Source organism: Blautia sp. AF19-13LB (assembly GCF_003479105.1).
GTDB classification, from domain to species: Bacteria; Bacillota; Clostridia; order Lachnospirales; family Lachnospiraceae; genus Fusicatenibacter; species Fusicatenibacter saccharivorans.
On sequence record NZ_QUGO01000001.1, the window covers coordinates 370,081 to 396,727 of the forward strand.

22 protein-coding genes and 1 pseudogene are annotated in these 26,647 nt (G+C 50.5%); 19 read left to right on the forward strand and 4 right to left on the reverse strand.

Annotation, left to right across the window (positions count from 1 at the left end; genetic code table 11):
* Positions 1-5 precede the first annotated feature (5 nt).
* A complete protein-coding gene (locus tag DWX32_RS01805; protein ID WP_117508991.1) occupies positions 6-629 on the forward strand; it encodes an ATPase in 624 nt (207 codons plus the stop codon).
* Here the strand turns inward: DWX32_RS01805 and DWX32_RS01810 are convergent.
* The gene (locus DWX32_RS01810; protein ID WP_118659156.1) at positions 603-1,553 is read right to left on the reverse strand and encodes a nucleoside recognition domain-containing protein; all 951 of its coding nucleotides are present in this window, start codon (positions 1,551-1,553) and stop codon (positions 603-605) included. The two genes, DWX32_RS01805 and DWX32_RS01810, sit on opposite strands and share 27 nt — an antisense overlap.
* Positions 1,554-1,629: 76 nt before the next feature.
* Here DWX32_RS01810 and DWX32_RS01815 point away from each other — a divergent pair, with 76 nt between their 5' ends.
* The 14 genes and pseudogenes from DWX32_RS01815 to hisI form a co-directional block, all read left to right on the forward strand.
* Complete coding sequence (locus DWX32_RS01815; protein ID WP_082424449.1) at positions 1,630-3,090, forward strand: aminoacyl-histidine dipeptidase; 1,461 nt, start codon at positions 1,630-1,632, stop codon at positions 3,088-3,090.
* Positions 3,091-3,248: 158 nt separating this feature from the next.
* On the forward strand, positions 3,249-4,061 hold the full coding sequence (locus DWX32_RS01820; RefSeq protein WP_118659157.1) for a GTP pyrophosphokinase: 813 nt from the start codon (positions 3,249-3,251) through the stop codon (positions 4,059-4,061).
* A gap of 24 nt (positions 4,062-4,085) precedes the next feature.
* Positions 4,086-5,459 (forward strand): RsmB/NOP family class I SAM-dependent RNA methyltransferase, encoded by a 1,374-nt coding sequence (locus DWX32_RS01825; protein WP_055218352.1) that lies wholly within the window; start codon positions 4,086-4,088, stop codon positions 5,457-5,459.
* Complete coding sequence (locus DWX32_RS01830; RefSeq protein WP_055218018.1) at positions 5,456-6,214, forward strand: pseudouridine synthase; 759 nt, start codon at positions 5,456-5,458, stop codon at positions 6,212-6,214. The genes DWX32_RS01825 and DWX32_RS01830 overlap by 4 nt, the downstream gene beginning before the upstream one ends.
* Positions 6,215-6,217: 3 nt before the next feature.
* Positions 6,218-8,161, forward strand: coding sequence for a YgiQ family radical SAM protein (locus DWX32_RS01835; RefSeq protein WP_055226360.1), 1,944 nt, complete (start codon positions 6,218-6,220; stop codon positions 8,159-8,161).
* 51 nt (positions 8,162-8,212) lie between these two features.
* Positions 8,213-8,830 (forward strand): DUF4191 family protein, encoded by a 618-nt coding sequence (locus DWX32_RS01840; RefSeq protein ID WP_118659158.1) that lies wholly within the window; start codon positions 8,213-8,215, stop codon positions 8,828-8,830.
* Positions 8,831-8,842: 12 nt separating this feature from the next.
* Positions 8,843-9,829, forward strand: coding sequence for an RluA family pseudouridine synthase (locus DWX32_RS01845; protein ID WP_055226359.1), 987 nt, complete (start codon positions 8,843-8,845; stop codon positions 9,827-9,829).
* Positions 9,826-10,404 (forward strand): signal peptidase I, encoded by a 579-nt coding sequence (gene lepB, locus DWX32_RS01850; protein ID WP_022461878.1) that lies wholly within the window; start codon positions 9,826-9,828, stop codon positions 10,402-10,404. The genes DWX32_RS01845 and lepB overlap by 4 nt, the downstream gene beginning before the upstream one ends.
* A gap of 25 nt (positions 10,405-10,429) precedes the next feature.
* A complete protein-coding gene (locus tag DWX32_RS01855) occupies positions 10,430-10,978 on the forward strand; it encodes a Holliday junction resolvase RecU (RefSeq protein WP_117509155.1) in 549 nt (182 codons plus the stop codon).
* Between the two features lie 107 nt (positions 10,979-11,085).
* Entirely contained in the window at positions 11,086-12,327 is a 1,242-nt protein-coding gene (hisZ, locus tag DWX32_RS01860; RefSeq protein ID WP_118600646.1) for an ATP phosphoribosyltransferase regulatory subunit, read from the forward strand.
* A 21-nt stretch (positions 12,328-12,348) separates the two neighbouring features.
* On the forward strand, positions 12,349-12,987 hold the full coding sequence (gene hisG, locus DWX32_RS01865; RefSeq protein WP_022461875.1) for an ATP phosphoribosyltransferase: 639 nt from the start codon (positions 12,349-12,351) through the stop codon (positions 12,985-12,987).
* Complete coding sequence (gene hisD / locus DWX32_RS01870; protein ID WP_118659159.1) at positions 12,984-14,282, forward strand: histidinol dehydrogenase; 1,299 nt, start codon at positions 12,984-12,986, stop codon at positions 14,280-14,282. Before hisG ends, hisD begins: the two co-directional genes overlap by 4 nt.
* 54 nt (positions 14,283-14,336) lie before the next feature.
* Positions 14,337-14,873: an imidazoleglycerol-phosphate dehydratase HisB gene (gene hisB / locus DWX32_RS01875; protein WP_243030477.1), complete on the forward strand. Its 537-nt coding sequence runs from the start codon at positions 14,337-14,339 to the stop codon at positions 14,871-14,873.
* A 55-nt stretch (positions 14,874-14,928) separates the two neighbouring features.
* A pseudogene (hisI, locus tag DWX32_RS01880) lies at positions 14,929-15,240 on the forward strand (phosphoribosyl-AMP cyclohydrolase); the annotation flags it as partial.
* A gap of 101 nt (positions 15,241-15,341) precedes the next feature.
* Here the strand turns inward: hisI and DWX32_RS01885 are convergent.
* Complete coding sequence (locus DWX32_RS01885) at positions 15,342-16,757, reverse strand: NCS2 family permease (protein ID WP_118594792.1); 1,416 nt, start codon at positions 16,755-16,757, stop codon at positions 15,342-15,344.
* 312 nt (positions 16,758-17,069) lie between these two features.
* Between DWX32_RS01885 and DWX32_RS01890 the strand changes: the two genes are divergently transcribed.
* On the forward strand, positions 17,070-18,731 hold the full coding sequence (locus tag DWX32_RS01890; protein ID WP_055265183.1) for a Na/Pi cotransporter family protein: 1,662 nt from the start codon (positions 17,070-17,072) through the stop codon (positions 18,729-18,731).
* 118 nt (positions 18,732-18,849) lie between these two features.
* Here DWX32_RS01890 and DWX32_RS01895 read toward each other — a convergent pair whose 3' ends face one another.
* Positions 18,850-20,328: a S1C family serine protease gene (locus DWX32_RS01895; RefSeq protein ID WP_118594762.1), complete on the reverse strand. Its 1,479-nt coding sequence runs from the start codon at positions 20,326-20,328 to the stop codon at positions 18,850-18,852.
* Positions 20,329-20,541: 213 nt separating this feature from the next.
* On the opposite strand from DWX32_RS01895, the gene DWX32_RS01900 reads away from it, so the two are divergent.
* Positions 20,542-22,071 carry an ASKHA domain-containing protein gene (locus DWX32_RS01900; protein ID WP_117508985.1) on the forward strand — a complete coding sequence of 510 codons (1,530 nt, stop codon included), beginning with the start codon at positions 20,542-20,544 and terminating at the stop codon, positions 22,069-22,071.
* A gap of 76 nt (positions 22,072-22,147) precedes the next feature.
* Complete coding sequence (gene feoB, locus DWX32_RS01905) at positions 22,148-24,493, forward strand: ferrous iron transport protein B (RefSeq protein ID WP_055265179.1); 2,346 nt, start codon at positions 22,148-22,150, stop codon at positions 24,491-24,493.
* A gap of 96 nt (positions 24,494-24,589) precedes the next feature.
* Here the strand turns inward: feoB and DWX32_RS01910 are convergent, their stop codons facing one another.
* Complete coding sequence (locus tag DWX32_RS01910; RefSeq protein ID WP_022463094.1) at positions 24,590-25,381, reverse strand: hypothetical protein; 792 nt, start codon at positions 25,379-25,381, stop codon at positions 24,590-24,592.
* A gap of 354 nt (positions 25,382-25,735) precedes the next feature.
* On the opposite strand from DWX32_RS01910, the gene pfkB reads away from it, so the two are divergent.
* On the forward strand, positions 25,736-26,644 hold the full coding sequence (gene pfkB, locus DWX32_RS01915) for a 1-phosphofructokinase (protein ID WP_117804080.1): 909 nt from the start codon (positions 25,736-25,738) through the stop codon (positions 26,642-26,644).
* Positions 26,645-26,647: the final 3 nt, after the last annotated feature.

Consider the following 26,647-nt stretch of genomic DNA (forward strand, 5'->3'; position numbering starts at 1 on the left):
TTAAAATGAGCAGCAGAATTGAACAGATCATCGAAGAAATTGAGGAGTATGTAGAGAGCTGTAAATATCAGCCGCTGTCTACCACCAAAATCGTTGTAAATAAAGAAGAATTAGAAGAGCTTCTCCGTGAGCTCCGTCTGAAAACACCGGACGAGATCAAACGGTACCAGAAGATCATCAGCAACAAAGATGCGATTCTGGCAGACGCACAGAACAAGGCAGATGCCATCATTGCAGAGGCACAGGCAAAGGCAAGAGAGATGGTAGAGCAGAGTGAAGTGATGCAGACAGCATACGCACAGGCAAATGAGACCGTCAACAATGCAAACCAGCAGGCACAGGAAATCCTGGATGCTGCAACCAACGATGCCAACAGCATCCGTCTCGGCGCCATCGGATATACCGATGATATGCTTGCCAACTTAAGCAATATTATGACGACTGCATTAAACGATGCAGGAGAGAAATACAACAGCTTTGTAGAATCCCTGACAAGCTGCTACAATACCGTTGTTCAGAACAGAAGTGAGCTCTCCCCGCAGGGTGCTCCGGAAGAAGAGCAGCCAGAGGAAGAAGTTGTCGTACCGGAATATGATCCGGCATCAGAAGAGGAAAGCGAAGAGGAATAAACCAAGCGTTCCTGCGAAAGCAGCACAGCAGAGCTTCCCGGCAAGATAAGGCCAGAGGGGCAGACCGCTGTTATGGATCATACAGTTTGTCTGGGCAGCGACAGAGAGACCGCCGAAGGCGGCGCAGGTAAGGACAGCAGAGACTTTTCCGGCGTAAGGAAGAGAGGACGCGGCAAGCTGTGCGATTCCCGTCGTGATTTCCAGCACGCCGCAGAGCAGGGGCGAGGCGGAACCAAACGGATGCAGATCCATCAGAAGTCCGGACAGAATGGAAAACAGGATGATGTATCCGCCAAGCTGTGTAATGATTTCAAATCCGTTCATGATAGAGGTGTCCAGCAGGTTTCCTTTGGAAGTCTGTTTTGACATCTCTTTTTTTTCCATGGAATGTGTCCGATGGGCGGTGTGCCGGTGCAGGCGGAAGCGGCGGAAAACAAGCCGGAACAGAAAACCAGTTAGAAAATTGGAACCGTAAAGCACGCCGAAGACGAAGCCGGGATGGATCTGTCCGGAAAACGCAGTTAAGATAACATAGGAAGACAGAAAGGCAGGACTCGGACTGCTGCAGAAGGTTAAAAGATAGCACGCTTCGTTCCGGTCAATTTCTTCTGCCTCATAGAGCTGGGCAGTGATGCGCGCTCCCATGGGAAAACCGCAGAAAAGACCGAGAAAAAGTGCATAAAACCCAGCCGGGGAAAGACCGAAAACCGTTTGAAAAAAAACTTCTGCACGGGCAGAGATCCGCCGTGCGGCTCCTGTTTCCAGAAGAAGAGATGTCAGAATCAGAAACGGCAGAAGTGACGGAAGAATGGTATGAAACCAGAGATTGACACCCTCGCAGGCATAGAAAAAAGTCCGCGCGGGAAAGATAAGAAGACAGAAAAAAAGAAGCAGGGAAGAGAGAAATAAAAGTGATTTTTTCATGACGTTCGAACCTCCTCCCGCTTTCTAAAATAGAGTATGACGAAGCTTTGAAAAAAAGAAGATGGGAGAAGAAAAAATGAGCGTATTAGCAGGATTAAAACCAGAACGTGTATTTTATTATTTTGAAGAGCTCTGCCGCATTCCGCACGGCTCCGGAAACACAAAAGAAGTGAGCGACTATCTGGTTCAGTTTGCAAGGGACCATGAATTATCCTGGTATCAGGATGCGTCCAACAACGTGGTCATCCGCCGCCCGGCATCGAAGGGATGTGAATTGGCTCCGACCGTGATTCTGCAGGGCCACTGCGATATGGTCTGCGAGAAGAAGCCGGGCAGCAGCCACGATTTTACGAAGGACGGCCTTGAGCTTCACATCGACGGCGATGAGATTTATGCCAGGGACACGACGCTTGGCGGAGACGACGGAATTGCCGTTGCCTATATGCTGGCTGTGCTGGAATCGGATGATCTGCAGCTTCCGGCCATCGAGGCACTGATTACGACGGATGAAGAGATCGGACTGCTCGGCGCAGCAGCATTAAACGGGAATGAATTAAAGGGAAGAACACTGTTAAATATGGATTCTGAAGAGGAAGGCATTCTCACTGTATCATGCGCAGGCGGTATGACAGCCATGATGGATCTGCCGGTGCGCAGAAGCGAAGTGATGGGTGAGCAGATGGAAGTGACGATTTCCGGTCTTGCCGGTGGCCATTCCGGTACGGAAATCCACAAAAACCGTGCCAACTCCAACATTCTGGCGGGCCGTTTCCTGTACGAACTGGCAGGAAAGATGGATTATGCCCTGATCGAGCTGGAGGGCGGTTTAAAAGACAACGCCATTCCGCGGACAACCCGCATGCTTCTTGCCATCGACGGCGGAGAGAAAGAGATCTTAAAAGAGGAAGCATCACGCTTCACCGAAAATCTTTGCAGAGAGTACAGCGGAACAGATGACGGTATTACCGTTACGGTAGAGAAAACAGGCGAGGGCGCTGCACCGGCGCTTCATCCGGTCAGCCTGCAGAAAACCGTCTTTTTCCTGATGAATCTTCCGAACGGGGTACAGAAGATGAGCGGCCAGATCCCGGGACTGGTGGAAACATCCCTGAACCTCGGTATTCTGAAATTAGAGCCGGATCACCTGCATGCGTGTGCAAGTGTGCGGAGCTCCGTGGGAAGTGCAAAGGAAGCCCTTTCCGACAAGCTGGAGTATCTGATCGGTTTCCTGGGCGGTGAGTTCCACGTAGAGGGCGCGTACCCGGCATGGGAGTATAAAGAGGATTCTGCCCTCCGCGATCTGATGGTGGCGGAATATGAAGCCATGTATGGACAGAAACCGGCAGTGGAAGCGATTCATGCCGGACTGGAATGCGGTCTGTTCTATGAAAAGCTTTCCGGTCTTGACTGTGTATCTTTCGGCCCGAACATGAAAGCAATCCACACGACCGAGGAGCGGCTTTCGATTTCCTCCGTGGAGAGAACGTATCAGTACCTGTGCCGCGTTCTGGAGCAGCTTTCGAAACGGCAGGCATAAAAAACTGCCCGTGTCTATTTCAAAAAAGTTTCTGAAAAACAGTCATAAAACAGAAAAGACAGGCATAAAGTAACAGGGTGGGGATTGAATTTCCAAAGCGTTTACCATCCGATAAGAAAAATGGCTGAAAGCAGGAGCAAAAAAGGAGATTAGGGGACATGGATATACTGTTATGGCATGAGATTCTGGAACCATACGAGCTGGCTGTCAAGGAATTACAGGTGAAATTCCGGCATCTGATCAAGGAGCACCACGGAAAAGGGCTGTACTCACCGATCGAGAGCGTGAGCGGCCGTGTGAAGAGTGTTTCCAGTATTCTGGAAAAAATGCAGAGAAAGGGCATTGTGCCCGAAGAGATGGAGGAGCAGGTGGAGGATATCGCGGGCATCCGCATCATCTGCCAGTTCGTTGAAGATATCGAAAAGGTTGCCGACCTGATCCAGAAGCGGTCGGATATTGAGATTAAGAGCGAGAAAGACTACATCCGCCACATGAAGGACAGCGGTTACCGGAGCTATCACCTCATTGTTTACTATACCGTGGAGACGATGAACGGCCCGAAGCGCATCCAGGTGGAAATCCAGATCCGCACGATGGCGATGGATTTCTGGGCGACGATTGAGCACTCGCTGCAGTACAAATATAAGGCAAACATTCCGGATCACATCCGGGAGCGCTTAAGTGCAGCTGCAAAGGCGATTATTGTGCTGGATAATGAGATGTCCTCTGTGCGGAGTGAGATTATGGATGCACAGAATTCCTCCCAGATACAGCGGAATCTGATCACGGATATCCTGAATAATATCGAGAATCTTTACAAGGTGACGAACAAACGCGAAATAGAAAAAATTCAGGATGAGTTTTATCACATCTATGCGCAGAACGATCTGCAGGAGTTAAAACGGTTCCACAAAGAACTGGATCTAATTGCAGAGGGATACCGCGCACAGGCAATTACAGACGAACTTTAGAACAAAAGGGGATAAACGGATATGATCACACTGCCGGAAGCCTTTGAGCAGGAGATGAAACAGCTGCTCGGTGAGGAAGAATATGAGGCATACCGCAAGACATTTGACGAGGCGGTACATAGAGGACTGCGGGTAAACAACGGAAAAATTTCGACAGAAGAGTTTCTTAGGCGGACCGATATTCCGCTTAAGAAGGTTCCGTGGATCCCAAATGGATTTTATTACGATGAAGAGAGCTGCAATCCGGCAAAGGATGCCGATTACTATGCGGGCCTGTATTATCTGCAGGAGCCGAGTGCGATGACACCGGCATCCCGCCTTCCAATTGAGCCGGATGACCGTGTGCTCGATCTCTGTGCGGCACCGGGCGGAAAGGCAACGGAGCTGGGAAGCCGGATCGGTGAGGGCGGCATGCTGCTGGCAAACGATATCAGCAATTCGCGGGCGAAGGCGCTGCTGCGCAACCTGGAAATCCAGGGAGTGGGACGTCTTCTCGTGACGAGCGAGGATCCGGAAAAATTAGTAACCTTGTATCCGGCCTTTTTTGACAAGATCCTTCTTGACGCGCCGTGCTCTGGGGAGGGCATGTTCCGAAAAGAGAGCTCAATGCTGCGCTACTACAGTGAAAATGGGCCGGAGCATTATGTGCCGATCCAGAAAAAACTGATCGAGCAGGCGTATCAGATGCTTGCAGAGGGCGGAGAGCTGCTGTACTCTACCTGTACGTTTTCTGTAAAGGAGAACGAAGAGGTCATCGCAGGGCTGCTGGATGCGCATCCGGATATGGAAGTGCAGGAAATTACCCCGGGTTACGAAGGGTTTGCGCCGGGAGTATCCGTGAATGGCCGCGATCTTTCCCGGTGCGTTCATATTTTCCCGCAGCGGATGGAGGGAGAAGGCCATTTCGTGGCGCTCCTGAAAAAGCAGGGAGAGAGCCGGAAACGGCAGCCGTCCCGCCTTTTGGAAACGACAAAGAAGCTGCCGAAAGAGGCGGAAGAGTTTCTTGCTGGCGTGCGCGTGGACTGGAAGAATGGTTCGTTTGCCCTTGTGAAAGACCAGCTCTATTTTCTGCCGGAAGGTGTCTGTGCGGCAAAGGGTCTGCGCTATCTGCGGACCGGACTTTCGCTTGGCACCGTAAAGAAAAACCGCTTCGAGCCGTCCCAGGCGCTGGCGGCGTATCTGAAAAAAGAAGAATACGTTTCGTGTTTGACCATTCCCAAGGGAGATGACCGTGTCATGCGCTACTTAAAGGGTGAGACACTCTCGTTTTCCGAAGAAGAGTGTCAGGGGAAAAAGGGCTGGGTGCTTGTGTGCCTGGATGATTTCCCACTTGGCTGGGGAAAAATAAACAACGGAACGTTAAAGAATAAATATTATGCAGGATGGCGGATGGTATGAGTAAATTACGACTCGATAAATATCTGGCGGACATGGGTGTGGGAACACGCCAGGAAGTAAAGGCCCTGATCCGGAAGGGACGGGTGGCCGTAGACGGAATTACGGCAAAAGCCCCGGAACTGAAAGTCGACCCGGATGAAGCGCAGGTGACTGTGGACGGAAACAGCATTTCCTATGTGAAAATGGAATACTGGATGCTCCACAAACCGGCGGGTGTCGTCTCTGCGACGGAGGACCGCCGTGACCGGACCGTACTCGATCTTTTAAGTGATGCGGCAAGAAAAGACCTCTTTCCGGTCGGACGGCTCGACAAGGACACCGAAGGGCTGCTGCTGATTACGAACGACGGAGCCCTTTCCCACCGGCTGCTCTCTCCGAAATCGCATGTCTCGAAAGTGTATGAGGCCGTGATTGACGGAAAAGTGACAGAAGAAGATCGGCAGGCATTTGCCGAAGGGCTCGACATTGGGGACGACAAACCGACACTTCCGGCCGAGCTTACCATTCTGGAAACGACAGAAAAAGAGCCTGGCATTTTTGAAAGCCGGATCCGCATTACCATCTGTGAGGGCCGCTTCCACCAGATCAAGCGCATGTTTGAGAAGGTCGGAAAAACGGTCGTCTATTTGAAACGGCTGTCGATGGGGAGCCTGAAACTTGATCCGGCGCTGCCAAAGGGCAGTGCCCGTCTCCTGACGCAGGAAGAAAAAGCGGCGCTTGGCATAGCGGACGCCGAAACACAGAAAGGAAAGTAAAGCATGCCTTTTTTACCAATTACAAGAGAAGAGATGAAGGAACGGGGAATCGAACAGTTTGACTTTGTCTATGTCATCGGAGATGCCTACGTGGACCATTCCTCGTTCGGACCGGCAATCATCAGCCGTGTGCTCGAGGCGAACGGCTATTCCGTCGGCATCATCTCACAGCCGGACTGGAAGGACGAGAACAGCATTTCGATTTTCGGTGAACCGCGTCTTGGCTTTCTTGTCTCTTCCGGAAATATGGATTCCATGGTCAACCATTATACCGTGGCGAAAAAGCACCGAAAAACAGATGCCTTTACGCCGGGCGGTGTCATGGGAAAACGGCCGGACCGCGCGGTTACCGTGTACGGCAATCTGATCCGGAGAACGTATAAACATACACCGATGATCCTCGGCGGCATCGAGGCATCGCTCCGGCGCCTTTCGCATTACGATTACTGGTCTGACCAGGTGCGCCGCTCCGTCCTTCTCGATTCCGGTGCGGATCTGATTTCGTACGGAATGGGAGAACTTTCGATCGTAGCGATTGCAGATGCACTTGCGGCCGGCATTGACGTTCATGATGTCACCTTTATTCCGGGAACCGTTTATCGGAGCAAAACGCTGGATCACCTGATTGACCCGGTGGTGCTGCCGTCATTCGAGGAGGTGCGGGAGAGCAAGCGGACGTATGCGGAGAGCTTTGCGATTCAGTATAAAAATACCGATGCCATCAATGCGAAGCCGATGGCAGAGCCGTATGAGGGCCAGGGCTACATTGTACAGAATCCGCCTTCCCGTCCTTTGACAGAGCAGGAGATGGATGATGTCTATGCGCTTCCATACATGCGCGCCTATCACCCAAGCTATGAAAAAGACGGCGGTGTGCCGGCGCTTGGGGAAATCAAATACAGTCTGACGAGCAACCGCGGCTGCTTTGGATCCTGCAGTTTCTGCGCGCTGACGTTCCACGAGGGACGCGTTGTGCAGACAAGAAGCCACGAATCCATTCTGGCGGAAGCGCGGCAGATGGTTCAGGAAAAAGAATTTAAAGGCTATATTCACGATGTCGGCGGCCCGACGGCGGATTTCCGCGGTCCGGCATGCAAAAAGCAGCTCACCAAAGGCGCCTGCCCGAACCGGAACTGTCTCTTCCCGGAGCCGTGTAAAAATATGGTGGCAGATCACAGAGATTATGTGAAGCTGCTGCGGGAATTAAAAGACATTCCGGGCGTGAAGAAAGTCTTTATCCGCTCCGGCATCCGTTTTGACTATGTCCTGGCCGATAAAGACCAGACGTTCCTTTCCGAGCTGGTAAAGGATCACGTCAGCGGTCAGCTCCGCGTTGCGCCGGAGCACGTTTCGAACCGTGTGCTTTCCTATATGGGAAAACCGCGCCACGAAGTATATCAGGAATTTATCCGCCGCTTCGATGCGTGCAACAAAAAGACGGGGAAGCAGCAGTACGCACTTCCGTATTTTATGTCGTCCCATCCGGGGTGTGACTTGGAGGATGCGGTGGAGCTTGCCGAGTACATCCGCGATATGGGATTTATCCCGGAGCAGGCACAGGACTTCTATCCGACGCCTTCCACACTTTCCACCTGTATGTACTATACCGGTCTTGACCCGCGGACGATGGATCCGGTTTACGTGCCGAAATCGCCGCATGAGAAGGCGATGCAGCGTGCGCTGATTCAGTACCGGAATCCGGAGAACTATGAGCTCGTCTGCGAGGCACTGCGCCGGACACACCGGGAGGATCTGATCGGATTCGGACCGAAATGTCTCGTACGACCGAGAAAGATGGCCGGGGAGGCAGGAAAACCGTCAAGAGGAAAAGGGTCCAACGGAAAAGGCTTTGGCCAGAAGACGGCGAATGACCGTTCCGGACAGGGAAAAGCCAAAACAGGCGGACGGCCGAAAAAGACGCTCCGCAACGTGCACAAAAAGAAATAAACACGCAGAAGATGAGCGGGGATCTTATCGAAGAAGGGAAATGACAGAAGAATGAAGATCAGAAAAGGGGATTACGGCTATATCCGCCGGGAAAAGAAAAAAAGACTGCTTGTGACACTGGGACTGTTCGTCCTTCCGGCCATCGTTTTTATTGTCGGGCTTGTGCTTGCAGACGGAAACAAGAGCAACATTTTTACGGTTGTCGCCGTAGTAGGCTGTCTGCCGGGCTGCCGCGCCGCCGTCGGTTTTATCATGATGGTTATGCAAAAGTCAGTGGACAAAGCAGTGTACGATGCCATTGAGGCAAAAAAAGGAAAACTGCTGATGGGATATGAAATGTATATCACACAGGAAAAATCGAGTCTGATGATCGAAGCAGCGGCGTTCTGCGGTGAGGAGATCGCCTGCTACACCACGCGCGCCAAAGACCAGAAACAGATCGAGGACTGCGCTACGTATCTGAACAAGATCATCCGTGCCAACGGCTACAAATGCCATGTGAAGATTTTTGATCGGGAAAAAGCATTTCTGGAGCGCCTCGATTCCCTGAACCGCAACTACGATGAGCTGGAAAAGGGCGCCAGTGAAAACTTCAAACCGGATGAGCGGTACCCGGATCTGTCCCGCACGGAACTGGTGAAACACACGATGCTGGCGCTGGCACTGTAGGAGACCATTGCTATGAGAGAACTGACCGTGACAGAAAAAGACTGCGCGCAGCAGCTCATCAAATATCTGTCCAAATATATGGAGGAGGCGCCAAAGAGTTTCTTCTATAAAATGCTGCGAAAGAAAAACATTGTGCTGAACCAGAAAAAGGCGGACGGCAGTGAAAAGCTGAAAACAGGCGATACGATCCGGCTGTATCTGGCGGAAGAGACCATCGAAAAATTTCGGAAAACACCGGAAAAACCGGCGGCTGGAAAACAGGTAAAGTATCCGAAGCTGGATATCGTCTATGAAGACGAAAAAGTAATTTTCCTGAACAAGCCGGCAGGTGTCCTCTCACAGAAGGCGAAAGAGACGGATGTGAGCCTTACCGAAGCGCTCGGCGCCTATCTTTCGGAAAAAAATGCCGGGGAGGAGACCATGTTCCGCGCCGGACTCTGCAATCGTCTGGACCGGAACACCAGCGGTCTGATTCTTGCCGGAAAAACCGTTGCGGCGACGCAGCAGCTTTCAGAACTGATCGCAGAGCGGGCTGTTGGAAAATACTATCTGACGGTTGTAAAAGGAACCGTGACAGAGACAGAGCGGATCCGCGGATATCTCACAAAAAATGAGAGGACAAACCGTGTTTCGATTCAGAGAGAGCAGCAGGGAGATGCTGTTTACATAGAAACCGCATACCGGCCGCTCTGTGCCGGAAGAGGCTGTACGCTGCTGGAGGTTGAGCTGGTGACCGGAAAGAGCCATCAGATCCGCAGCCATCTCGCGAGCATCGGTCATCCGCTTGCGGGAGATACGAAATACGGGGATGCGGAGTTTAACCGCCGCTTCCGGGAAAAATACGGACTGAAATACCAACTTCTCCATTCGTGGAAGGCGGTATTTCCAGAGCTTACGGGCACCTTATCGGATCTGTCCGGAAAAACCTTTACAGCGCCCCTGCCATCATCCGTGCGCCGGATTTTACAGGGAGAACATTTGACGGGAGAAGGATTATGAGCCGAAAAGACAACGAAAAGAAAGAAACAAAACCAAGAAAAACGGAGGAGACGAGCATCGGACGGGAAATCTGGGAATATGTAAAAATGATCGCCATTGTCGTGGCAGTCGTTGTTTTTGTGGAGCAGGTCATTGTCATCAACGCAAGAATCCCGTCTCCTTCCATGGAAAACACGATTATGACCGGAGACCAGATCTTCGGTAACCGCCTTGCTTATGTAAAGAGCGATCCGCAGCGGTATGACATCGTTATTTTCTATTATCCGGACGACGAGAAGCAGAAGTTTATCAAGCGCGTCATCGGACTGCCGGGAGAGACGGTTACGATCCGCGACGGAAAGGTGTATATCAACGATTCCACCGAGCCGCTGCGCGATGATTTCTGCCCGGAAACACCGGTCGGCGATTTCGGACCGTATGAGGTGCCGGAGGGCTGCTACTTTATGCTCGGCGACAACCGGAACGTATCAAAGGATTCCCGCTACTGGCTGAATCCGTACGTAGAGAAAGACAAGATCATCGGCAAGGCCTTTCTGCGCTACTGGCCGCTGAACAAAATTTCTCTGATTGAATAAGAACAGAACGAAGACGAGGACAGGAATTATGGCATGGACATCGAGGGGACTCCGCGGATCAACGTTGGAGGAAATGATCAACCGCACAAACGAGCAGTACCGTGACAAGCATCTGGCACTGATCCAGAAGGTGCCGACGCCGATCACCCCGATCAAAATAGATAAGGAGAGCAGACACATCACGCTGGCTTATTTTGAAAAGAAGAGTACCGTTGATTACATCGGCGCTGTACAGGGCATTCCCGTCTGCTTCGATGCCAAAGAGTGCAAAACGGATTCCTTTCCGCTCGCAAACATCCACGAGCACCAGGTCACGTTTATGAAAGATTTCGAGCAGCAGGGGGGGATTTCCTTCCTGCTGCTGTATTTTACGGCGCGGGACGAATATTATTACCTGCGGTATGAGACGATGAAAACCTTCTGGGACCGCGGACAGAACGGCGGAAAGAAGCATTTTTCCTACACCGAGCTTGAAACGTCATTCTTCCTTCCCAGAACGGGAAGCAGCGTTCTCGTCCCGTACCTGAACGGAATCCAGAAGGATCTGGAGATACGGGATTCGAAAGCGGATTAAAATTTTGAGTTGACAGGGAAAATGTTTTCCGATATACTAACCATAGTTTTAAATTCAATATGGTAATATGGTAGTGAACTAAAGCGAAAAAGTGAGGACAACAAAACATGGATCGATTAATTCATACCCCGGAAGGCGTCCGGGATGTCTACAATCAGGAATGTACGAAAAAATTATACCTGGAGAATCAGATTGAGCAGGTATTTCATGCGTTTGGATATCAGGATATTGAAACACCGACGTTCGAGTTTTTTGATGTATTCGGAAGAGAAGTGGGAACAACACCGTCCCGCGAGCTCTACAAATTCTTTGACCGCGACGGCAACACCCTTGTGCTCCGTCCGGACTTTACCCCGTCGATTGCACGCGCAGCCTCCATGTATTTCATGGAAGAGACGATGCCGATCCGCCTTTGCTACAGAGGAAGCAGCTTCGTCAACAGCAGCAGCTATCAGGGCCGCTTAAAAGAGTCCACCCAGATGGGCGTCGAGCTCTTAAACGATGATTCCGCAATGGCAGACGCAGAGATCATTGCGATGACCGTAAAAGTTATGCTGGATGCCGGTCTTACCGATTTCCAGATCAGCATCGGCCACGTAGGTTTCTTCCAGGCGCTCGCCGAGGAAGCTGCGCTCGCCGAGGATGTTCTGAACGAATTAAAAGAACTGATTTCCATTAAAAATCATTTTGGCGCCGAGGAGCTGCTGGCAAAACAGAACCTTCGAAGTGATCTGTTTGAAGCACTCCGTGATGTTCCGCAACTGTTCGGAAATGCAGAGATTCTCGAAAAGGCAAAAGGCCTTACAAGAAATCCGGCGGCAAGAGAGGCACTCGATCGTCTGGCTACGATCTATGAGATCGTTAAAGATTACGGCTATGAAAAATACGTCTTCTTCGATCTCGGCCTTTTAAGCAAATTCCATTACTACACCGGTATTATTTTCCAGGCCTACACCTACGGCACCGGCGAGCCGATCGTAAAAGGCGGCCGCTACGATGCACTGCTGCAGCACTTCGGAAAGAAAGCGCCGGCGATCGGATTCTGTACTGTCATGGAATCTCTGATGAATGCACTGGAGCGCCAGAAAATTTCTCTTCCGATTGCCAATACGAAAACGATGCTGCTCTACCCGGATTTTCTTCAGCCGCTGGCCGTAAAACTTGCTAACGAGCACAGAAGCAAGGGCATGGATGTCGCGCTGGTCTGCTTTGCAAGGGACAAGGTTCTTGCAGATTATGAAGAATACGGCAGAAAGAACCAGTTCGGCGGCATTGTCTATATTCAGAAGAGCGATTCGGTGCTTGCTATCGATTTGTCGACAGGAGAAGTACAGCCGGTGGAGCTGTAGGAGAGGAAGGGTACGAAAAAGATGAGATATTTGACCATTGCACTGACAAAAGGACGCCTGGCGTACCAGACGCTGGAGCTGCTGGAAAAAGTCGGCATCACCTGCGATGAAATGAAAAATAAAGATACGAGAAAGCTGATTTTCACGGACGAAGAGCATAAGCTCCGTTTCTTCCTCGCCAAAGGTCCGGATGTGCCGACCTATGTGGAGTACGGCGCAGCGGATATCGGAATCGTCGGAAAGGACACGATTCTGGAGGAAGGAAGACGCCTCTACGAGGTATTGGACCTTGGCTACGGCAAGTGCCGCATGTGTGTCTGCGGACCGGAGTCCGCGCGTGAGCTGCTGCAGCACAACCAGCAGATCCGTGTGGCAACGAAGTACCCAAACATTGCCAAGGATTACTTCTACAACCGCAAGCACCAGACCGTTGAGATGATCAAGCTGAACGGCTCGATCGAGCTGGCACCGATTGTCGGACTTTCCGAAGTGATTGTGGATATTGTAGAGACAGGAAGCACTTTACGGGAAAACGGCCTGACCGTTCTCGAGGAGGTCTGCCCGCTGTCTGCGCGCATGGTTGTCAACCAGGTGAGCATGCGGATGGAAAATGAGAGAATTACCAAATTAATTCAGGATCTGAAAGGAGCACTGGTATGAGAATCGTAAAACTGACAAAAGAGACCACAGAAAATATTCTGGAGAATATGCTGAAACGAAGCCCGACACAGTACGGAACGTACGAGGCTTCCGTGCAGGAGATCATTGAGAATGTAAAAACAAGAAAAGACGCAGCCGTTTTCGAATATACCGAGAAATTCGACCACGCGGTACTCGATGCTTCTACCGTAGAAGTAACACAGGAAGAGATTGATGAGGCGTACAACATCGTAGATCCAGAGCTGATCGGTGTCATCCGCAGATCCATGAAAAATATCCGTGAGTTCCACGAAAAACAGAAACAGAACAGCTGGTTCACCTCTACCGAGAACGGAACGATGCTTGGCCAGAAGCTGACCGCCCTGAACCGTGTCGGCGTATACGTTCCGGGAGGAAAGGCAGCGTATCCGTCCTCTGTTCTGATGAACATTCTTCCGGCAAAAGTGGCAGGAGTCAAAGAAATCTGCATGACAACGCCGTGCGGCAGAGACGGAAAAGTCAACCCGGTTGTCCTTGCGGCAGCAAAAGAAGCCGGTGCGGACCGCGTCTTTAAAATCGGCGGTGCACAGGCAATTGCAGCCCTTGCTTACGGAACCGAGAGCATTCCAAAAGTCGATAAAATCGTAGGACCTGGAAACATCTACGTTGCCCTTGCAAAGAAAGCCGTATACGGAAATGTCAGCATCGACTCCATCGCAGGCCCAAGTGAGATTCTTGTCCTTGCTGATGAGACTGCAAATCCGCGGTTCGTGGCAGCCGATCTCTTAAGCCAGGCTGAGCATGATGAGCTTGCAAGTGCGATCCTCATTACCACCTCCCAGGAACTGGCAGAGAAGGTAAGTGAAGAGGTAAACGGTTTCTTAAAAGTCCTCTCCAGAAGCGACATCATCTCCAAATCACTGGACAACTTCGGCTACATCCTTGTCACCGATTCGCATCAGGAAGCGATCGACACCGTAGATGCCATCGCACCGGAGCACCTCGAGATCGTGACGAAGAACCCGTTTGAGGATATGATGAAGGTACATAACGCCGGTGCTATTTTCCTCGGCGAGAACTCCAGCGAGCCTCTCGGTGACTATTTTGCCGGCCCGAACCATATCCTGCCGACGAACGGAACCGCAAAATTCTTCTCCCCGCTGTCCGTAGACGATTTCGTGAAGAAATCCAGCATCATCTATTATTCCAGAGAAGCCCTTTCCGAGATCCACGAGGATATCGAGAGCTTTGCAAAATCAGAGAGCTTGACGGCACACGCCAATTCGATTGCCGTCCGTTTTGAGGGGGAAGAGTAAGTGGAGAACAGAACAGCCAGCGTAGAACGCGTGACAAAAGAAACAAAGATCCGCATGACATTAAATCTGGATGGAACGGGAAAGAGCGACATCCACACCGGCATCGGCTTTTTTGACCATATGCTCGACGGCTTTGCCCGCCACGGTCTTTTCGACCTTTCCGTTTCTGTAGATGGAGACCTTGATATAGACGGCCACCACACGATCGAGGACACCGGTATCGTGCTCGGAACTGCAATCCGCGAGGCAGTCGGCGACAAACAGGGCATCCGCCGCTACGGCGACAGAATCCTTCCGATGGACGAGACACTGGTGCTCTCGGCCGTTGACCTCTGCGGCAGACCGTATCTCTCTTTCCAGGCAGAATTTACGCGGGAGAAAGTAGGAGAGATGGAGACCGAGATGGTAAAAGAATTCTTCTACGCCGTTTCCTATGCGGCGCAGATGAATCTGCATATCAAAGTGCTTGACGGCGGAAATAACCACCACATCATCGAGGCGATGTTCAAAGCATTTGCGAAGGCACTCGATGAGGCAACTTCCTTCGATCCGAGAATTGCCGGCGTGCTCTCGACCAAGGGCAGCCTGTAAGAGCAGAAAAAGAGGAGAACAAGACATGAAACAAGCATTAAAATGTGATTTTACCTGGGCGGATTTTAAGACAAACAGCGACGGCATGGTTCCGGTTGTTGTACAGGATGCGGAAAATGACGAAGTGCTGATGCTCGCCTACATGAATGAAGAAGCGTTTGAGACGACACTGCGCCTTGGAAAAATGACGTACTGGAGCAGAAGCCGCAATGAGCTCTGGACGAAAGGACTGAGCTCCGGCCATGTGCAGTATGTAAAACAGCTTCTGATTGACTGCGACAACGATACAATTCTTGCCAAAGTAGAACAGGTCGGCGCAGCGTGCCACACCGGAAACCGTACCTGCTTTTACCGGACCCTGGCAGAATAAAAATTTTTGATTCAGAGCATAAAAAGAGCTCCTGTTTCACAGAATAAAATCTGTAGGACAGGAGCCTTTTTATGCAGTTCTGTATCGTTAAAAAGCCATTACAGAAGAAGGTATTTTAAGATAAACAGAACAGCCAGGATGTACATGATCACGCTGATCTTTTTTTCTTTTGCTTTTCCGCTCAGGATCTGGATTGCAACGTAGGAGATAACTCCCATGGCAATACCTTCGGAAATGCTGTAGAAGAATGGCATTGCTCCGATGCAGATGTAGCACGGAATCGCCTCGGAAAGATCGCTGAAATCAATGTTGACTACGTTGGTCAGCATGTAGAAGCCTACCACGATCAGTGCCGGAGCCGTTGCAAAGGACGGGATGGCAAGGAAGATCGGGGAGAGGAACAGAGCGAGGCCGAAGAGGATTGCAGTGGTAACAGCGGTAAGACCGGTACGGCCGCCTTCGGAAACGCCGGAAGCACTCTCAACGAAAGTCGTTGTGGTAGAAGTACCAAGAACAGCACCTGCGCAGGTAGCAACAGCATCTGCCATCAGCGCGCCCTTGATGCGCGGAAGTTTTCCGTTTTTGTCGAGCATGTTTGCCTTGGAAGATACACCGATCAGAGTTCCGATGGTATCAAACATATCGACAAACAGGAATGCAAACATGATCACGAAGAACTCGCCTGTTTTCAGAATGGAGAAATCCAGTTTTCCGAAAATCGGGGCAAGGCTTGGAATGGAAAGTCCGTTGGAAAAATCCGGGAACAGGCTGTAGAAGCCGTTTGCCGGGTTCGGAACGTAGAGACCGCATGCCTGGCAGATCATGCCGAGGATCCAGGTTGCAAGAATTCCCCAGAGGATGTTTCCCTTTACATTGCGTACGACAAGAACGGCGGTGAGGATAACACCGATGACTGCGAGCAGAACGGTGATTCCGACATCGTTAAACGTTCCTGCCACATACTCTGTTCCGTTTAATGTGGCTGCAGACTGCAGGTTGGCATTGTAGGAAGACAGGGAATAGAGGCCTGCCACGGTTGAAGAGTTCGACAGTACAATTTTTGCATTCTGAAGTCCGATGAATGCGATGAACAGACCGATGCCGACGCTGACTGCAGATTTCAGGCTGACCGGAATGGAGTTGAAGATCGCCTCACGGACGTTGGTCAGAGAAAGTACAATAAAGATGATACCTTCTGCAAAAACGGCGGTCAGGGCTGCCTGCCAGCTATATCCGTAGCCGAGAACAACGGTGTAGGCGAAATAGGCGTTGAGGCCCATTCCTGGTGCCAGAGCGAATGGATAATTGGCGAAAAGTGCCATGAGCAGGGTGCCAAGGAAGGCTGCCAGAGCCGTTGCGGTAAAGACAGCGCCGTGGTCCATGCCGGTGGAGGAAAGGATGTTCGGGTTGACGGCAAGAATGTACGCCATCGTCATGAACGTGGTGACACCGGCGATGATCTCGGTTTTGACCGTTGTTCCATTTTCCCGCAGCTTGAATGTGTTTTCCATCAGCTTGCTAAACTTTTCCATAGTTTTCTCTCCTTTTGAATTTTGTAGGCGGAAATGTCGCCTCATAATATGGAAACATCCTAAATGTTACAATATTATCAAGTAGAATGCAAGAAAGAAACGAAAAGAATCTGAAAATTTCTTGTCGAAATTTTTAATTTTTCTATAGACAAATGTCATGATTTCTTTTATGATAAAAAAGGTGTCTTGTAAAATCTGCGTTAAGGAAATGTAAAATATTGAGACCAAAACATGAAAATGCTTTGACAGGGATTTTGAAAAGACATCAGAAAAAGACAAGGAAGAAAAAAGAATATGAGTGTAATAGTGTCTTTGATGGGCGGTCTGGGCTTCTTCTTATATGGAATGAAGCTGATGAGTGAAGGACTGCAGAAGGTTGCCGGATCCAAGATGAGAAGCATTCTGGAGGTATTTACGAAGAACCGTGTGATCGGTCTTCTGGTCGGTATTTTCTTTACCGCGCTGATTCAGTCCTCCAACGCTACAACCGTTATGGTGGTCAGCTTCGTAAACTCCGGTCTGATGAAACTGGCACAGGCTCCTGGAATTATCCTCGGAGCAAACATCGGTACGACAGTTACCGGACAGCTGATTGCGTTTGACCTTGCGGATATCGCGCCGCTGTTTGTCATCATCGGTGTTCTGATGGTTATGTTCGTAAAGAACAATCTGACGATCAGCCGTCTCGGCGAGGTTATCTTGGGATTTGGTATTCTGTTTATGGGTATCTCCGGTATCTCAGGAGCCCTGAACGAAGCAAAAGAGATCCCGGCAGTCGTTAACGCCCTCGGATCCCTGACGAATCCGTTTCTTGCGTTCTTAGTCGGCTGGGTGGCTACCGCGATTCTGCAGAGTAACTCTGCAACGGTCGGAATCATCATGCTTCTTGCAAGAGAGGGCTTGATGGGACTTCCGATCTGTCTGTTTATGATGCTTGGATGCAACATCGGATGTACGATGTCCGCGATTCTTGCCAGCTTCGGCTGCAAAAAAGATGCAAAACGTGCGGCATGTGTCCACCTGCTGTTCAACATCTCCGGAACGATTGTCTGCTCCATTATTTTCCTGCTGTTTGGAAAACAGGTAGTTGACTTCTTTATGGGTATTTCCGGAAACGAAGCAGGCCGTATGATCGCAAATGCAAACTCGATCATCAAAGTATGCCAGGTACTCCTGATGCTGCCGTTTACCCCGCTTCTGGTGAAGGCAACGTACTTTATCATCCGCGGAAATGACGAGGAAGACAAAAAGTTCGAGCTTGCCTACATCAGCTCGAAACATGCGATGTCCCCGACGACTGCAGTTCTGCAGGCTGTCCGTGAGATGGAGCGTATGGCACAGATGGCAGAGACCAACCTGATTCGCGCGATGAATACGCTGGTGACCCGCGATCAGAAAGAAATCGACGAGGTCTACCGTGTCGAGGAAAATATTAATTTCCTGAACAAAGAGATTACGAACTATCTGGTTCACTTAAATCAGGCATCGCTGCCGACATCAGACGTTATGCGCATCGGTGCGCTGTTCCATGTGGTCAATGATATCGAGCGGATTGGTGATCATGCCGAAAATGTCGCAGATTCTGCTGTGCAGATGACGAATGACAATGTGACCTTCAGCAAACAGGGCGAACTGGATCTTTCCGAGATGCTGGATATGGTATTAAAAATTCTCGATGAGTCGATCGAAATGTTTGCAAAGAATGATCTGCAGCACCTGCAGGAGATCATTGATATTGAAAATTCCATTGATCAGGAGGAGCGGGATCTGCAGCAGAAGCATGTAGAGCGTCTGACCCGCAACGAATGTACGCCGGAAGCCGGCATGATCTTCTCCGATCTTGTATCCGGACTCGAGCGTGTCGCGGACCATGCAACCAATATTGCATTCTCCATTCTGGATGAAGATCCGGAAGAGAAAGCAGCCCGCGAGGCAGTTGCAGGAGCAGAAAAATAAGAAATGGATTAAGAGAATAGGAGAAAGGCCCCGAAACATTGGAGTTATGTTTCGGGGCCTTTCTTTCATGCTTATGATGTTTTTTATTTATGGATTTCTTTCACGGGAGAGCGGGCAGTCAGATCGAAGGAGTAGCGGAGGTCAGGGTATTTCCTCCCTCTGCAGAGCGGGATGAACCCGCATTCTGCTGGGAATCGCTCTGCTGATCATCCGAAGAGCTGATGCTCGTTCCGAGGGTCAGGGAGAAGGTCTTTGTCTCATAGGATCCGTTGTCTGGAACCTGTACTTCCACCTCGACGGTTTCGCCGGCAGAGTAATACTGCAGCAGGGATTTCAGCTCGCTGGTGGAGGTGATGGAATGTCCGTCAAAGCTGGTCAGAACGTATCCGGATTTCAGACCTGCATTTTCAGCGGCACCGCCGGAGGTTACTTCGGAGATATAGATGCCGGCCGGCATATTGTATGCCTGCTGGATCTGGCTGCTGACATCGAGGCATTTGATGCCGATCGTTCCCTGATCTTCTGCGGCAACCTTTGTTCTGGTCTGCTCATTCATCAGATTTTCAATGATATCGGAAACACGGGAGACCGGGATTGCATAGCCCATGCCCTCTACCTCTGTAGAAGCAAGTTTTGCGGAGTTGATACCGATGACCTCTCCGTTCATGTTCAGAAGAGCGCCGCCGCTGTTGCCAGGGTTGATGGCTGCATCGGTCTGTAAGTAGGTCTTTCCGGTTGTATCAGTGGAAGAAGTATCTGCCGTTGTTCCATCGGAGCTTCCGTCAGAAGAGGAATCGCTGTCGATCACACGGTTTGCAGCACTGATGATACCGGTCGTAACGGACTGGCCGTAGCCGAGTGCGTTGCCGATCGCAACGACCTGCTCGCCGACCTCAACGGAATCAGAATCGCCCATCGTGGCAACAGCGATGCTGCTCATCGTGTCATCCGGGATCTCGGAGAGCGGAACGGCGATGACGGCAAGATCGTTATCGGCATCGGTACCTTTGATATTTGCCTTGCAGACCTGATTGTTTACAAAACTAACAGAAAGAGTATCGGCATCTTCTACTACATGGTTATTGGTGACGATCAGAAGCTCGGTGTCATTCTTTCCGATGATGATACCGGAACCGCAGCTTGTGGTCTCCTCGGTCTGCGGAGTCTGGGCACCGTAACCGAACATGCTGAAGTAGTTCTGTACTTCCTGTACGGACTGGTTTGTGATGGAGACGATCGACGGCATTGCGTTTTTCGCAATCGTGGAAACATCCATCGTTCCGGTGGAAGTGGAGCTTGAGGATGTGGCAGCGGCTTTTAAGAGGCTGCTGTTGGAAGTCGTCTGCTGTGCAGTGGTTGTTGTTGCAGTGGCTGTCGTGCTTCCGGCAAAGTGGTTGACTGCCTGGAAGGTACCGCCGGCAACACCGCCGAACAGAACTGCGCTTAAGGCGATGGCTCCGATTTTTTTTGCAAGCTTAGCAGCTTTTTTGTTTTTGGAAGAAGGTTTCTTTCCGTTGAAGCTGTTCTGCTCTGCTGCCATCATGTTCTCATTATTGGTTTCGTTTTCGTTATTGTAGTTGTTTCTGTAGTCCATCATAATAAATGCTTCCTTTCTGGTATCTGTATTTTAAACTGTGTTCCGGAATCGGCTTCCGGTTTTGTTTGCTTCCTTTTTTGTTTCTATGCTTTGCAGTATAATGGGAATCTGTGATGGAAATGTAGTAAAAATGTGAAAAAAATAAGTTCTCTGGAAAAGAGAAAAGTGCTACAATAAGAAACAGAAAAATGATCAGGAAATGAGGAAGTAATAATGAATAGAGGAATAACACAGAAACAGTATCTGGGGTTGGTCCCGCCGACGGAGGAGGACGCCCGCTCCAGCCAGATGCGGATACTGGATGCATTAAAAGAGAAAGGAATCACCGCATCATTTACCCTTCCAGCGCTGCAGAAACTGTATCCCATCTGCGATGAGGCAGACTATAACATAACGGTTTCCCTCGCATGGAATGGAAGCATCTGGCAGGTGGTTGATCTGGAAGCGGGCGATACAGCAGCAGAGCATTACGGCTATGCCGCTGATCTTGGAAGTACGACCGTCGTTGTGCGCCTGGTAAACTGCAGCGACGGTACTGTGCTTGCCGAGGAGAGCGAATACAACCGCCAGACTGCCTATGGAACCGATATTCTGACGAGAATCTTTGCCTGTAAGGATAAACCGGAGGTACTGCAGGACATCCGTGCGTGTACGATGGAGACATTTACACTGCTCTTTGAAAAACTTCGCCAAAAGACAGGAATTGCGCCGTCGGATGTTCTCTCAATGGTCGTATCCGGCAACACAACGATGATCCATTTCCTGCTGGGACTGGATCCGTTCTGCGTCTTTTCATCCCCGTACGCCGTGCGCGCAGACCGCGTCGGATTCCTTCCGGCGAAAGAGATGGGATTTCCCATGAAGGGATGTGTCTACTGCGTGCCGGGAAAATCCAATTACCTGGGCGGTGATATATTAAGCGGTATGATCGCAACGGAACTCTATAAAAAAGAAACGATCAGCGTTTTTTTTGATATCGGAACGAACGGCGAGCTTGTCGTCGGAAACCGGGAATTTCTGCTCTGCGGCGCAGGCGCTGCCGGTCCGGCGCTCGAGGGCGGCGTGGTCAAAACCGGCATGCGAGCTGCAGAAGGCGCTGTTGATACGGTAAAAATAGAAGACGGGAAAATCCAGTGCCATGTAATCGGAGAGGGTAAGCCAAAGGGCATCTGCGGTTCCGGCATTATCGATCTGCTCGCGGAATTATTCCTAAATGGCTGGATCAACCTGTTCGGTACCCTGCAGCCGGAGCGGTCCGAAAAGATCAAGGAAGACCCGGAGACGGGAGAGTGGTGCGTTGAATATAGTGAAGGGCTGTGCTTCTATCAGAGTGATATCGCCGAATTCCTTCGTACAAAGTCAGCGGCCTACACGATGGTTGAGTACATGATGCGTGAATCCGGCATTTCCATGGAAGAAATTGACCGGTTTTACGCGGCTGGTGCATTTGGAAAGCACGTTTCAAAGGAATCCGCCATCACGATCGGCATGTACCCGGATATGGACCGCAGCCGCCTGATCTGCGCCGGAAATACGTCGCTTGCGGGAGCAGAAAAAATCCTGCTGGATCGGACCTGCATCGACGATATTGACCGCATTCTGGACGAGATGGTCTACATCCAGTTCGGCCAGGTCGCCGCTTTCATCTCTATGATGAAAGCGGCCCAGGCAATCCCACACACGGATCTGGAGCTGTTTCCGAGTGTACAGAAGAAGCTCGAAGAAAAACAAAAAGAGAAATAATGGCAATTGCTTGACCGCAGTCGAATTGTGTCATATACTTACTATTGATAATGAGAATCAATAAGGAGTGAAATATATGACACTGAAAGAACTGCCGATCGGCAAAACAGCGACCGTCCGCACGGTAGGAGGAGAGGGCGCGCTGCGGCAGCACTTCCTAGATATGGGAATCATTCCGGGGGCGGAAGTGACGATGGTAAAGTATGCACCGATGGGAGACCCTGTGGAAGTGCGGATTCACAGCTATGAACTGACACTCCGCCTCGCCGATGCCGGACGGATTGCCATTGATGAGATGCGGGACGCTGTAAAAGAAAAAGAGCAGCCGGATGCGAAAGCAATTCCGCATCCCGGCTTTGGAGAGGGCGGAAAGTACCACAATAAGGCAGAGGAGCATCCGCTGCCGGAAGGAGAGCTGTTGTCCTTTGCGCTGGCCGGAAACCAGAACTGCGGCAAGACCACCCTGTTCAACCAATTAACGGGATCCAACCAGCACGTCGGAAACTTCCCCGGCGTGACCGTAGACCGGAAGGACGGTGAAATCCGCGGCCAGAAAAACACGCTGGTCACCGATCTTCCCGGCATTTATTCGATGTCGCCGTATTCAAGCGAAGAGATCGTCACCCGGAATTTCGTTCTGAACGAGCATCCGCGCGGCATCATCAATATTGTAGATGCGACAAATATCGAACGAAACCTGTATCTGACGATGCAGCTGATGGAACTCGACGTTCCGATGGTACTGGCCCTCAACATGATGGATGAGGTACGCGAAAACGGCGGTTCTGTGCTCGTGAACCAGATGGAAGAGAGACTTGGCATCCCGGTTATCCCGATTTCCGCTGCAAAAAACGAGGGAATCGATGAACTGGTTGCCCATGCTGTCCATGTGGCCAAATACCAGGAAAAACCGGGCAGAAAGGACTTCTGTGAGGCGAATGACCACGGCGGTGCCGTCCACCGTGCGTTGCATGCGATCATGCATCTGATCGAGGATCACGCCGCAAGGGCGGATATTCCGGTGCGGTTTGCGGCGAGCAAGCTGGCAGAGGGCGATGCGCTGATCCTGGAGCAGCTGGCCCTCGATGAAAACGAGAAAGAGATGCTCGAGCATATCGTCTGTCAGATGGAGACGGAGCGTGGCCTGGACCGCGCGGCGGCGATTGCGGATATGCGTTTTAATTTTATTGAAAAAGTCTGCCGTGAGACCGTGGTAAAACCAAAAGAGAGCCGCGAGCATGTGCGGAGCACAAAAATTGACCGTGTGCTGACCGGAAAATATACGGCTCTGCCATGTTTTGCCGGGATTATGGCGGCTGTCTTTTTCCTGACCTTCCATGTGATCGGAGCATCGCTGCAGAGTGTGCTGGAGGTTCTGATCGGAAAACTGACCGAGCTCGTGGACAGCGCCATGACAGCATGGGGCGTCAATCCGGTGCTTCATTCCCTTGTGATTGACGGTATTTTTAACGGCGTCGGAAGTGTCTTAAGCTTCCTTCCGATCATCGTCACCCTGTTTTTCTTCCTGTCCATTCTGGAAGACAGCGGCTATATGGCGCGCGTGGCATTTGTGATGGATAAGCTGCTCCGGAAAATCGGCCTCTCCGGCCGCAGTATCGTGCCGATGCTGGTCGGTTTTGGCTGTACCGTGCCGGGCGTCATGGCGAGCCGCACCCTGCCTTCCGAGCGTGACCGGAAAATGACGATCCTATTAACTCCGTTTATGAGCTGTTCGGCAAAACTTCCGATTTACGCGTTCTTTACCGCCGCATTCTTCCCGAAATACAGTGCCCTTGTGATGGTTCTTCTGTATTTCGGTGGTATCTTCATGGCTGTCCTGATGGCGATGCTGATGCAGGGAACTTTATTCCAGGGGGAAGCCGTTCCGTTTGTCATGGAGCTTCCAAACTACCGCATGCCGGGGGCAAAAAATGTCGGACAGCTTTTGTGGGATAAGGCAAAAGACTTCCTGCAACGGGCATTCACCGTCATTTTTGTTGCCACGATTGTGATCTGGTTTTTACAGACCTTTGGAACGCATCTCAATGTCGTGGAGGACTCCAAGGACAGCATTCTCGCCGTTGTCTCCGGCCGTCTCGCCCCGGTTTTTCGGCCGCTTGGATTTGGAGACTGGAGAGTATCGACCGCCCTTCTAACCGGATTTATGGCAAAGGAGAGTGTCGTCTCGACACTTTCCGTACTGTTCGGCACGACCGCGCAGCTGACCGAAATCCTGACACCGGTTTCCGCATTAAGCCTTCTGGTTTTCTGCCTCCTCTATACGCCGTGTGTGGCGGCAGTCGCTTCCATCAAGCGGGAGCTTGGCGGCAGATGGGCAGCCGGTGTTGTCGTTTCCCAGTGTGTGATCGCCTGGCTGGCAGCTTTTGTCGTACATGGCTTTGCACTGCTGTTTGGCATGTAAAAAAGAACGTTAAATAAGAAAAGCTCTGCAGAACAGAAAATGCAAAATTCTGATCTGCAGAGCTTTTGATATATGGTTGGTAAAAAAATGCCGGTTTTAAATTTTTCGTATCACATGCTTTAAAATTCCTGTTTTGTGGAGCAGAAAGATCGAGCAGTCCATAAACAGATGGGCAAGAAAGGTGCTCAAAATGACACCATTTGATTTCAGCAGAAAGCCGACATGGAACCCATACCAGCACACGAAACCGGAGTAGGCGCTCATGATGACAAGAAGCGGTAGATTTTCCAACACGCCCCGCATCGTTTCAAGAAAACTCTTGACCGTAAAGTCGAAATACAGGAAGCGGCCGACCGTCAGCGTCAGGAAATAGAGAATCAGCCCGTCATAATTCGTGTCCTCGTAGATAAAGCGGATGTACAGAAGAATCAGTACAATATAGAAGACCGAAATCAGCCGCACCGACGCCTTCTGCTCCGGGTCAAGGTGCGTGAGCTTTACCAGAACCACATCGAGCCAGCTCGTCAGAAAGACGGAGAGCACGATAAAGACAAGAAGCACTACATCCTGATATTTCTCCCAGTACATCGAAATCTGCGGCAGACGCTCATCGATAATGTAATAGAGGGAGAGGAAGAGAAGAATCGAAGTGCCGGAGAAAACCAGCTCATAAAAGCTTTCCACAACCTGATACTGCCTGCGCTGGTGTTTCTTCCGGCGTATTTTTTTCGCTTTTTCCTCTGTCTCCTCTTTTAGCTGCCGCTGAATCTGCAATTTTGCAATCAGAAGCACAAGGGCAAGCACCAGAATCAGGCCGAGCAGTGAGACAAGCAGAAAACTGCCCACATTGGCGGGATCAAAATAGTGAAGAATATAGTATCGTTTCAAATAAAATCACCTCTTCTGGAAATTCTTTTTTTGATTTCTTTTCACTTTAGTACCAAATCCGGAAAAAGTAAAGTACAAAAATGAGAACAGAAAGAAAGTGTCTGATAAAAAATGACCGAAATGGAGAGAATAAAGTGATCGATGCGTGACAAGGAAGAAAAGATGACGATCAGTCAAACTCGGTCAAAACAGGGCGATAAAACGGGGGAATCCGTCATAAAACTCTAAACTTATGCAAATGCGACAAAAAGAGAAGGTAAAATTCATGAAATATTAATGATTGATTTTGAATGAATATGACGATATAATAAGCTCATCAAAGCAAACACGATCAAAATAAAGCAGGAGGGAAATATGATTTACACAGTGACATTCAATCCGTCTCTGGACTACATTGTATCGGTGGAAGACTTCAAGCTCGGCCTTACCAACCGCACAAGCTCCGAGCTGATGCTTCCGGGCGGAAAAGGAATCAACGTATCGACCGTACTCGGAAACCTTGGAATTGAGAGCACAGCGCTCGGATTTCTGGCAGGCTTTACCGGAAAAGAAATCGCGGGACGGCTCGACCAGATGGGAATTAAAAACGGCTGCATCTGGCTGGAAGAAGGATATTCCCGCATCAACGTCAAATTAAAGAGCATTGACGGAACTGAGATCAACGGACAGGGACCCGAAATCCCGGAGAAAAAAGTGGAAGAGCTGATGAAACAGCTTTCCGCACTCGGCGAGGGCGACGTTCTCTTCCTCGCAGGCAGCATCCCGTCATCCATGGCAGATGATGCCTATCAGAAAATTATGGAAATGCTCGACGGCAAGGGCGTCCGCATCGTCGTAGACGCGACCCGTGATCTGCTGATGAAGGTTCTGCCGTACCACCCGTTCCTCATCAAACCGAACAATCACGAGCTCGGTGAGATTTTCAGTGTGGAATTAAAGACAAGAGAGTCAGTTGTTCCGTATGCAAAACAGCTGCAGGAAAAGGGCGCACAGAACGTTCTGGTTTCCATGGCAGGCGAAGGAGCCGTTCTCGTTGCCGCATCCGGTGAGGTCTTTGAAGCTCCGGCCCCGAAAGGAAAGCTCATCAACGGCGTCGGCGCAGGCGATTCGATGGTAGCCGGATTCATGGCAGGCTACATGGAAAAAGAAGATTACCTCCATGCGTTCCATATGGGAATCGCAGCGGGAAGTGCAAGTGCTTTTTCTGAAAACCTTGCAACCCGGGAGGAAATTGCATCTGTCTACGAACAGATTACAAAATAAAAG

What these genes read in the sequence shown, in the direction of transcription:
- DWX32_RS01805 (WP_117508991.1), top strand. Translation starts at nt 6, where the DNA reads ATGAGCAGCAGAATTGAACAGATCATCGAAGAAATTGAGGAGTATGTA.
- DWX32_RS01810 (WP_118659156.1), bottom strand. Translation starts at nt 1,553, where the DNA reads ATGAAAAAATCACTTTTATTTCTCTCTTCCCTGCTTCTTTTTTTCTGT.
- DWX32_RS01815 (WP_082424449.1), top strand. Translation starts at nt 1,630, where the DNA reads ATGAGCGTATTAGCAGGATTAAAACCAGAACGTGTATTTTATTATTTT.
- DWX32_RS01820 (WP_118659157.1), top strand. Translation starts at nt 3,249, where the DNA reads ATGGATATACTGTTATGGCATGAGATTCTGGAACCATACGAGCTGGCT.
- DWX32_RS01830 (WP_055218018.1), top strand. Translation starts at nt 5,456, where the DNA reads ATGAGTAAATTACGACTCGATAAATATCTGGCGGACATGGGTGTGGGA.
- DWX32_RS01835 (WP_055226360.1), top strand. Translation starts at nt 6,218, where the DNA reads ATGCCTTTTTTACCAATTACAAGAGAAGAGATGAAGGAACGGGGAATC.
- DWX32_RS01840 (WP_118659158.1), top strand. Translation starts at nt 8,213, where the DNA reads ATGAAGATCAGAAAAGGGGATTACGGCTATATCCGCCGGGAAAAGAAA.
- DWX32_RS01845 (WP_055226359.1), top strand. Translation starts at nt 8,843, where the DNA reads ATGAGAGAACTGACCGTGACAGAAAAAGACTGCGCGCAGCAGCTCATC.
- lepB (WP_022461878.1), top strand. Translation starts at nt 9,826, where the DNA reads ATGAGCCGAAAAGACAACGAAAAGAAAGAAACAAAACCAAGAAAAACG.
- hisZ (WP_118600646.1), top strand. Translation starts at nt 11,086, where the DNA reads ATGGATCGATTAATTCATACCCCGGAAGGCGTCCGGGATGTCTACAAT.
- hisG (WP_022461875.1), top strand. Translation starts at nt 12,349, where the DNA reads ATGAGATATTTGACCATTGCACTGACAAAAGGACGCCTGGCGTACCAG.
- hisD (WP_118659159.1), top strand. Translation starts at nt 12,984, where the DNA reads ATGAGAATCGTAAAACTGACAAAAGAGACCACAGAAAATATTCTGGAG.
- hisB (WP_243030477.1), top strand. Translation starts at nt 14,337, where the DNA reads ATGACATTAAATCTGGATGGAACGGGAAAGAGCGACATCCACACCGGC.
- DWX32_RS01890 (WP_055265183.1), top strand. Translation starts at nt 17,070, where the DNA reads ATGAGTGTAATAGTGTCTTTGATGGGCGGTCTGGGCTTCTTCTTATAT.
- DWX32_RS01895 (WP_118594762.1), bottom strand. Translation starts at nt 20,328, where the DNA reads ATGATGGACTACAGAAACAACTACAATAACGAAAACGAAACCAATAAT.
- DWX32_RS01900 (WP_117508985.1), top strand. Translation starts at nt 20,542, where the DNA reads ATGAATAGAGGAATAACACAGAAACAGTATCTGGGGTTGGTCCCGCCG.
- feoB (WP_055265179.1), top strand. Translation starts at nt 22,148, where the DNA reads ATGACACTGAAAGAACTGCCGATCGGCAAAACAGCGACCGTCCGCACG.
- pfkB (WP_117804080.1), top strand. Translation starts at nt 25,736, where the DNA reads ATGATTTACACAGTGACATTCAATCCGTCTCTGGACTACATTGTATCG.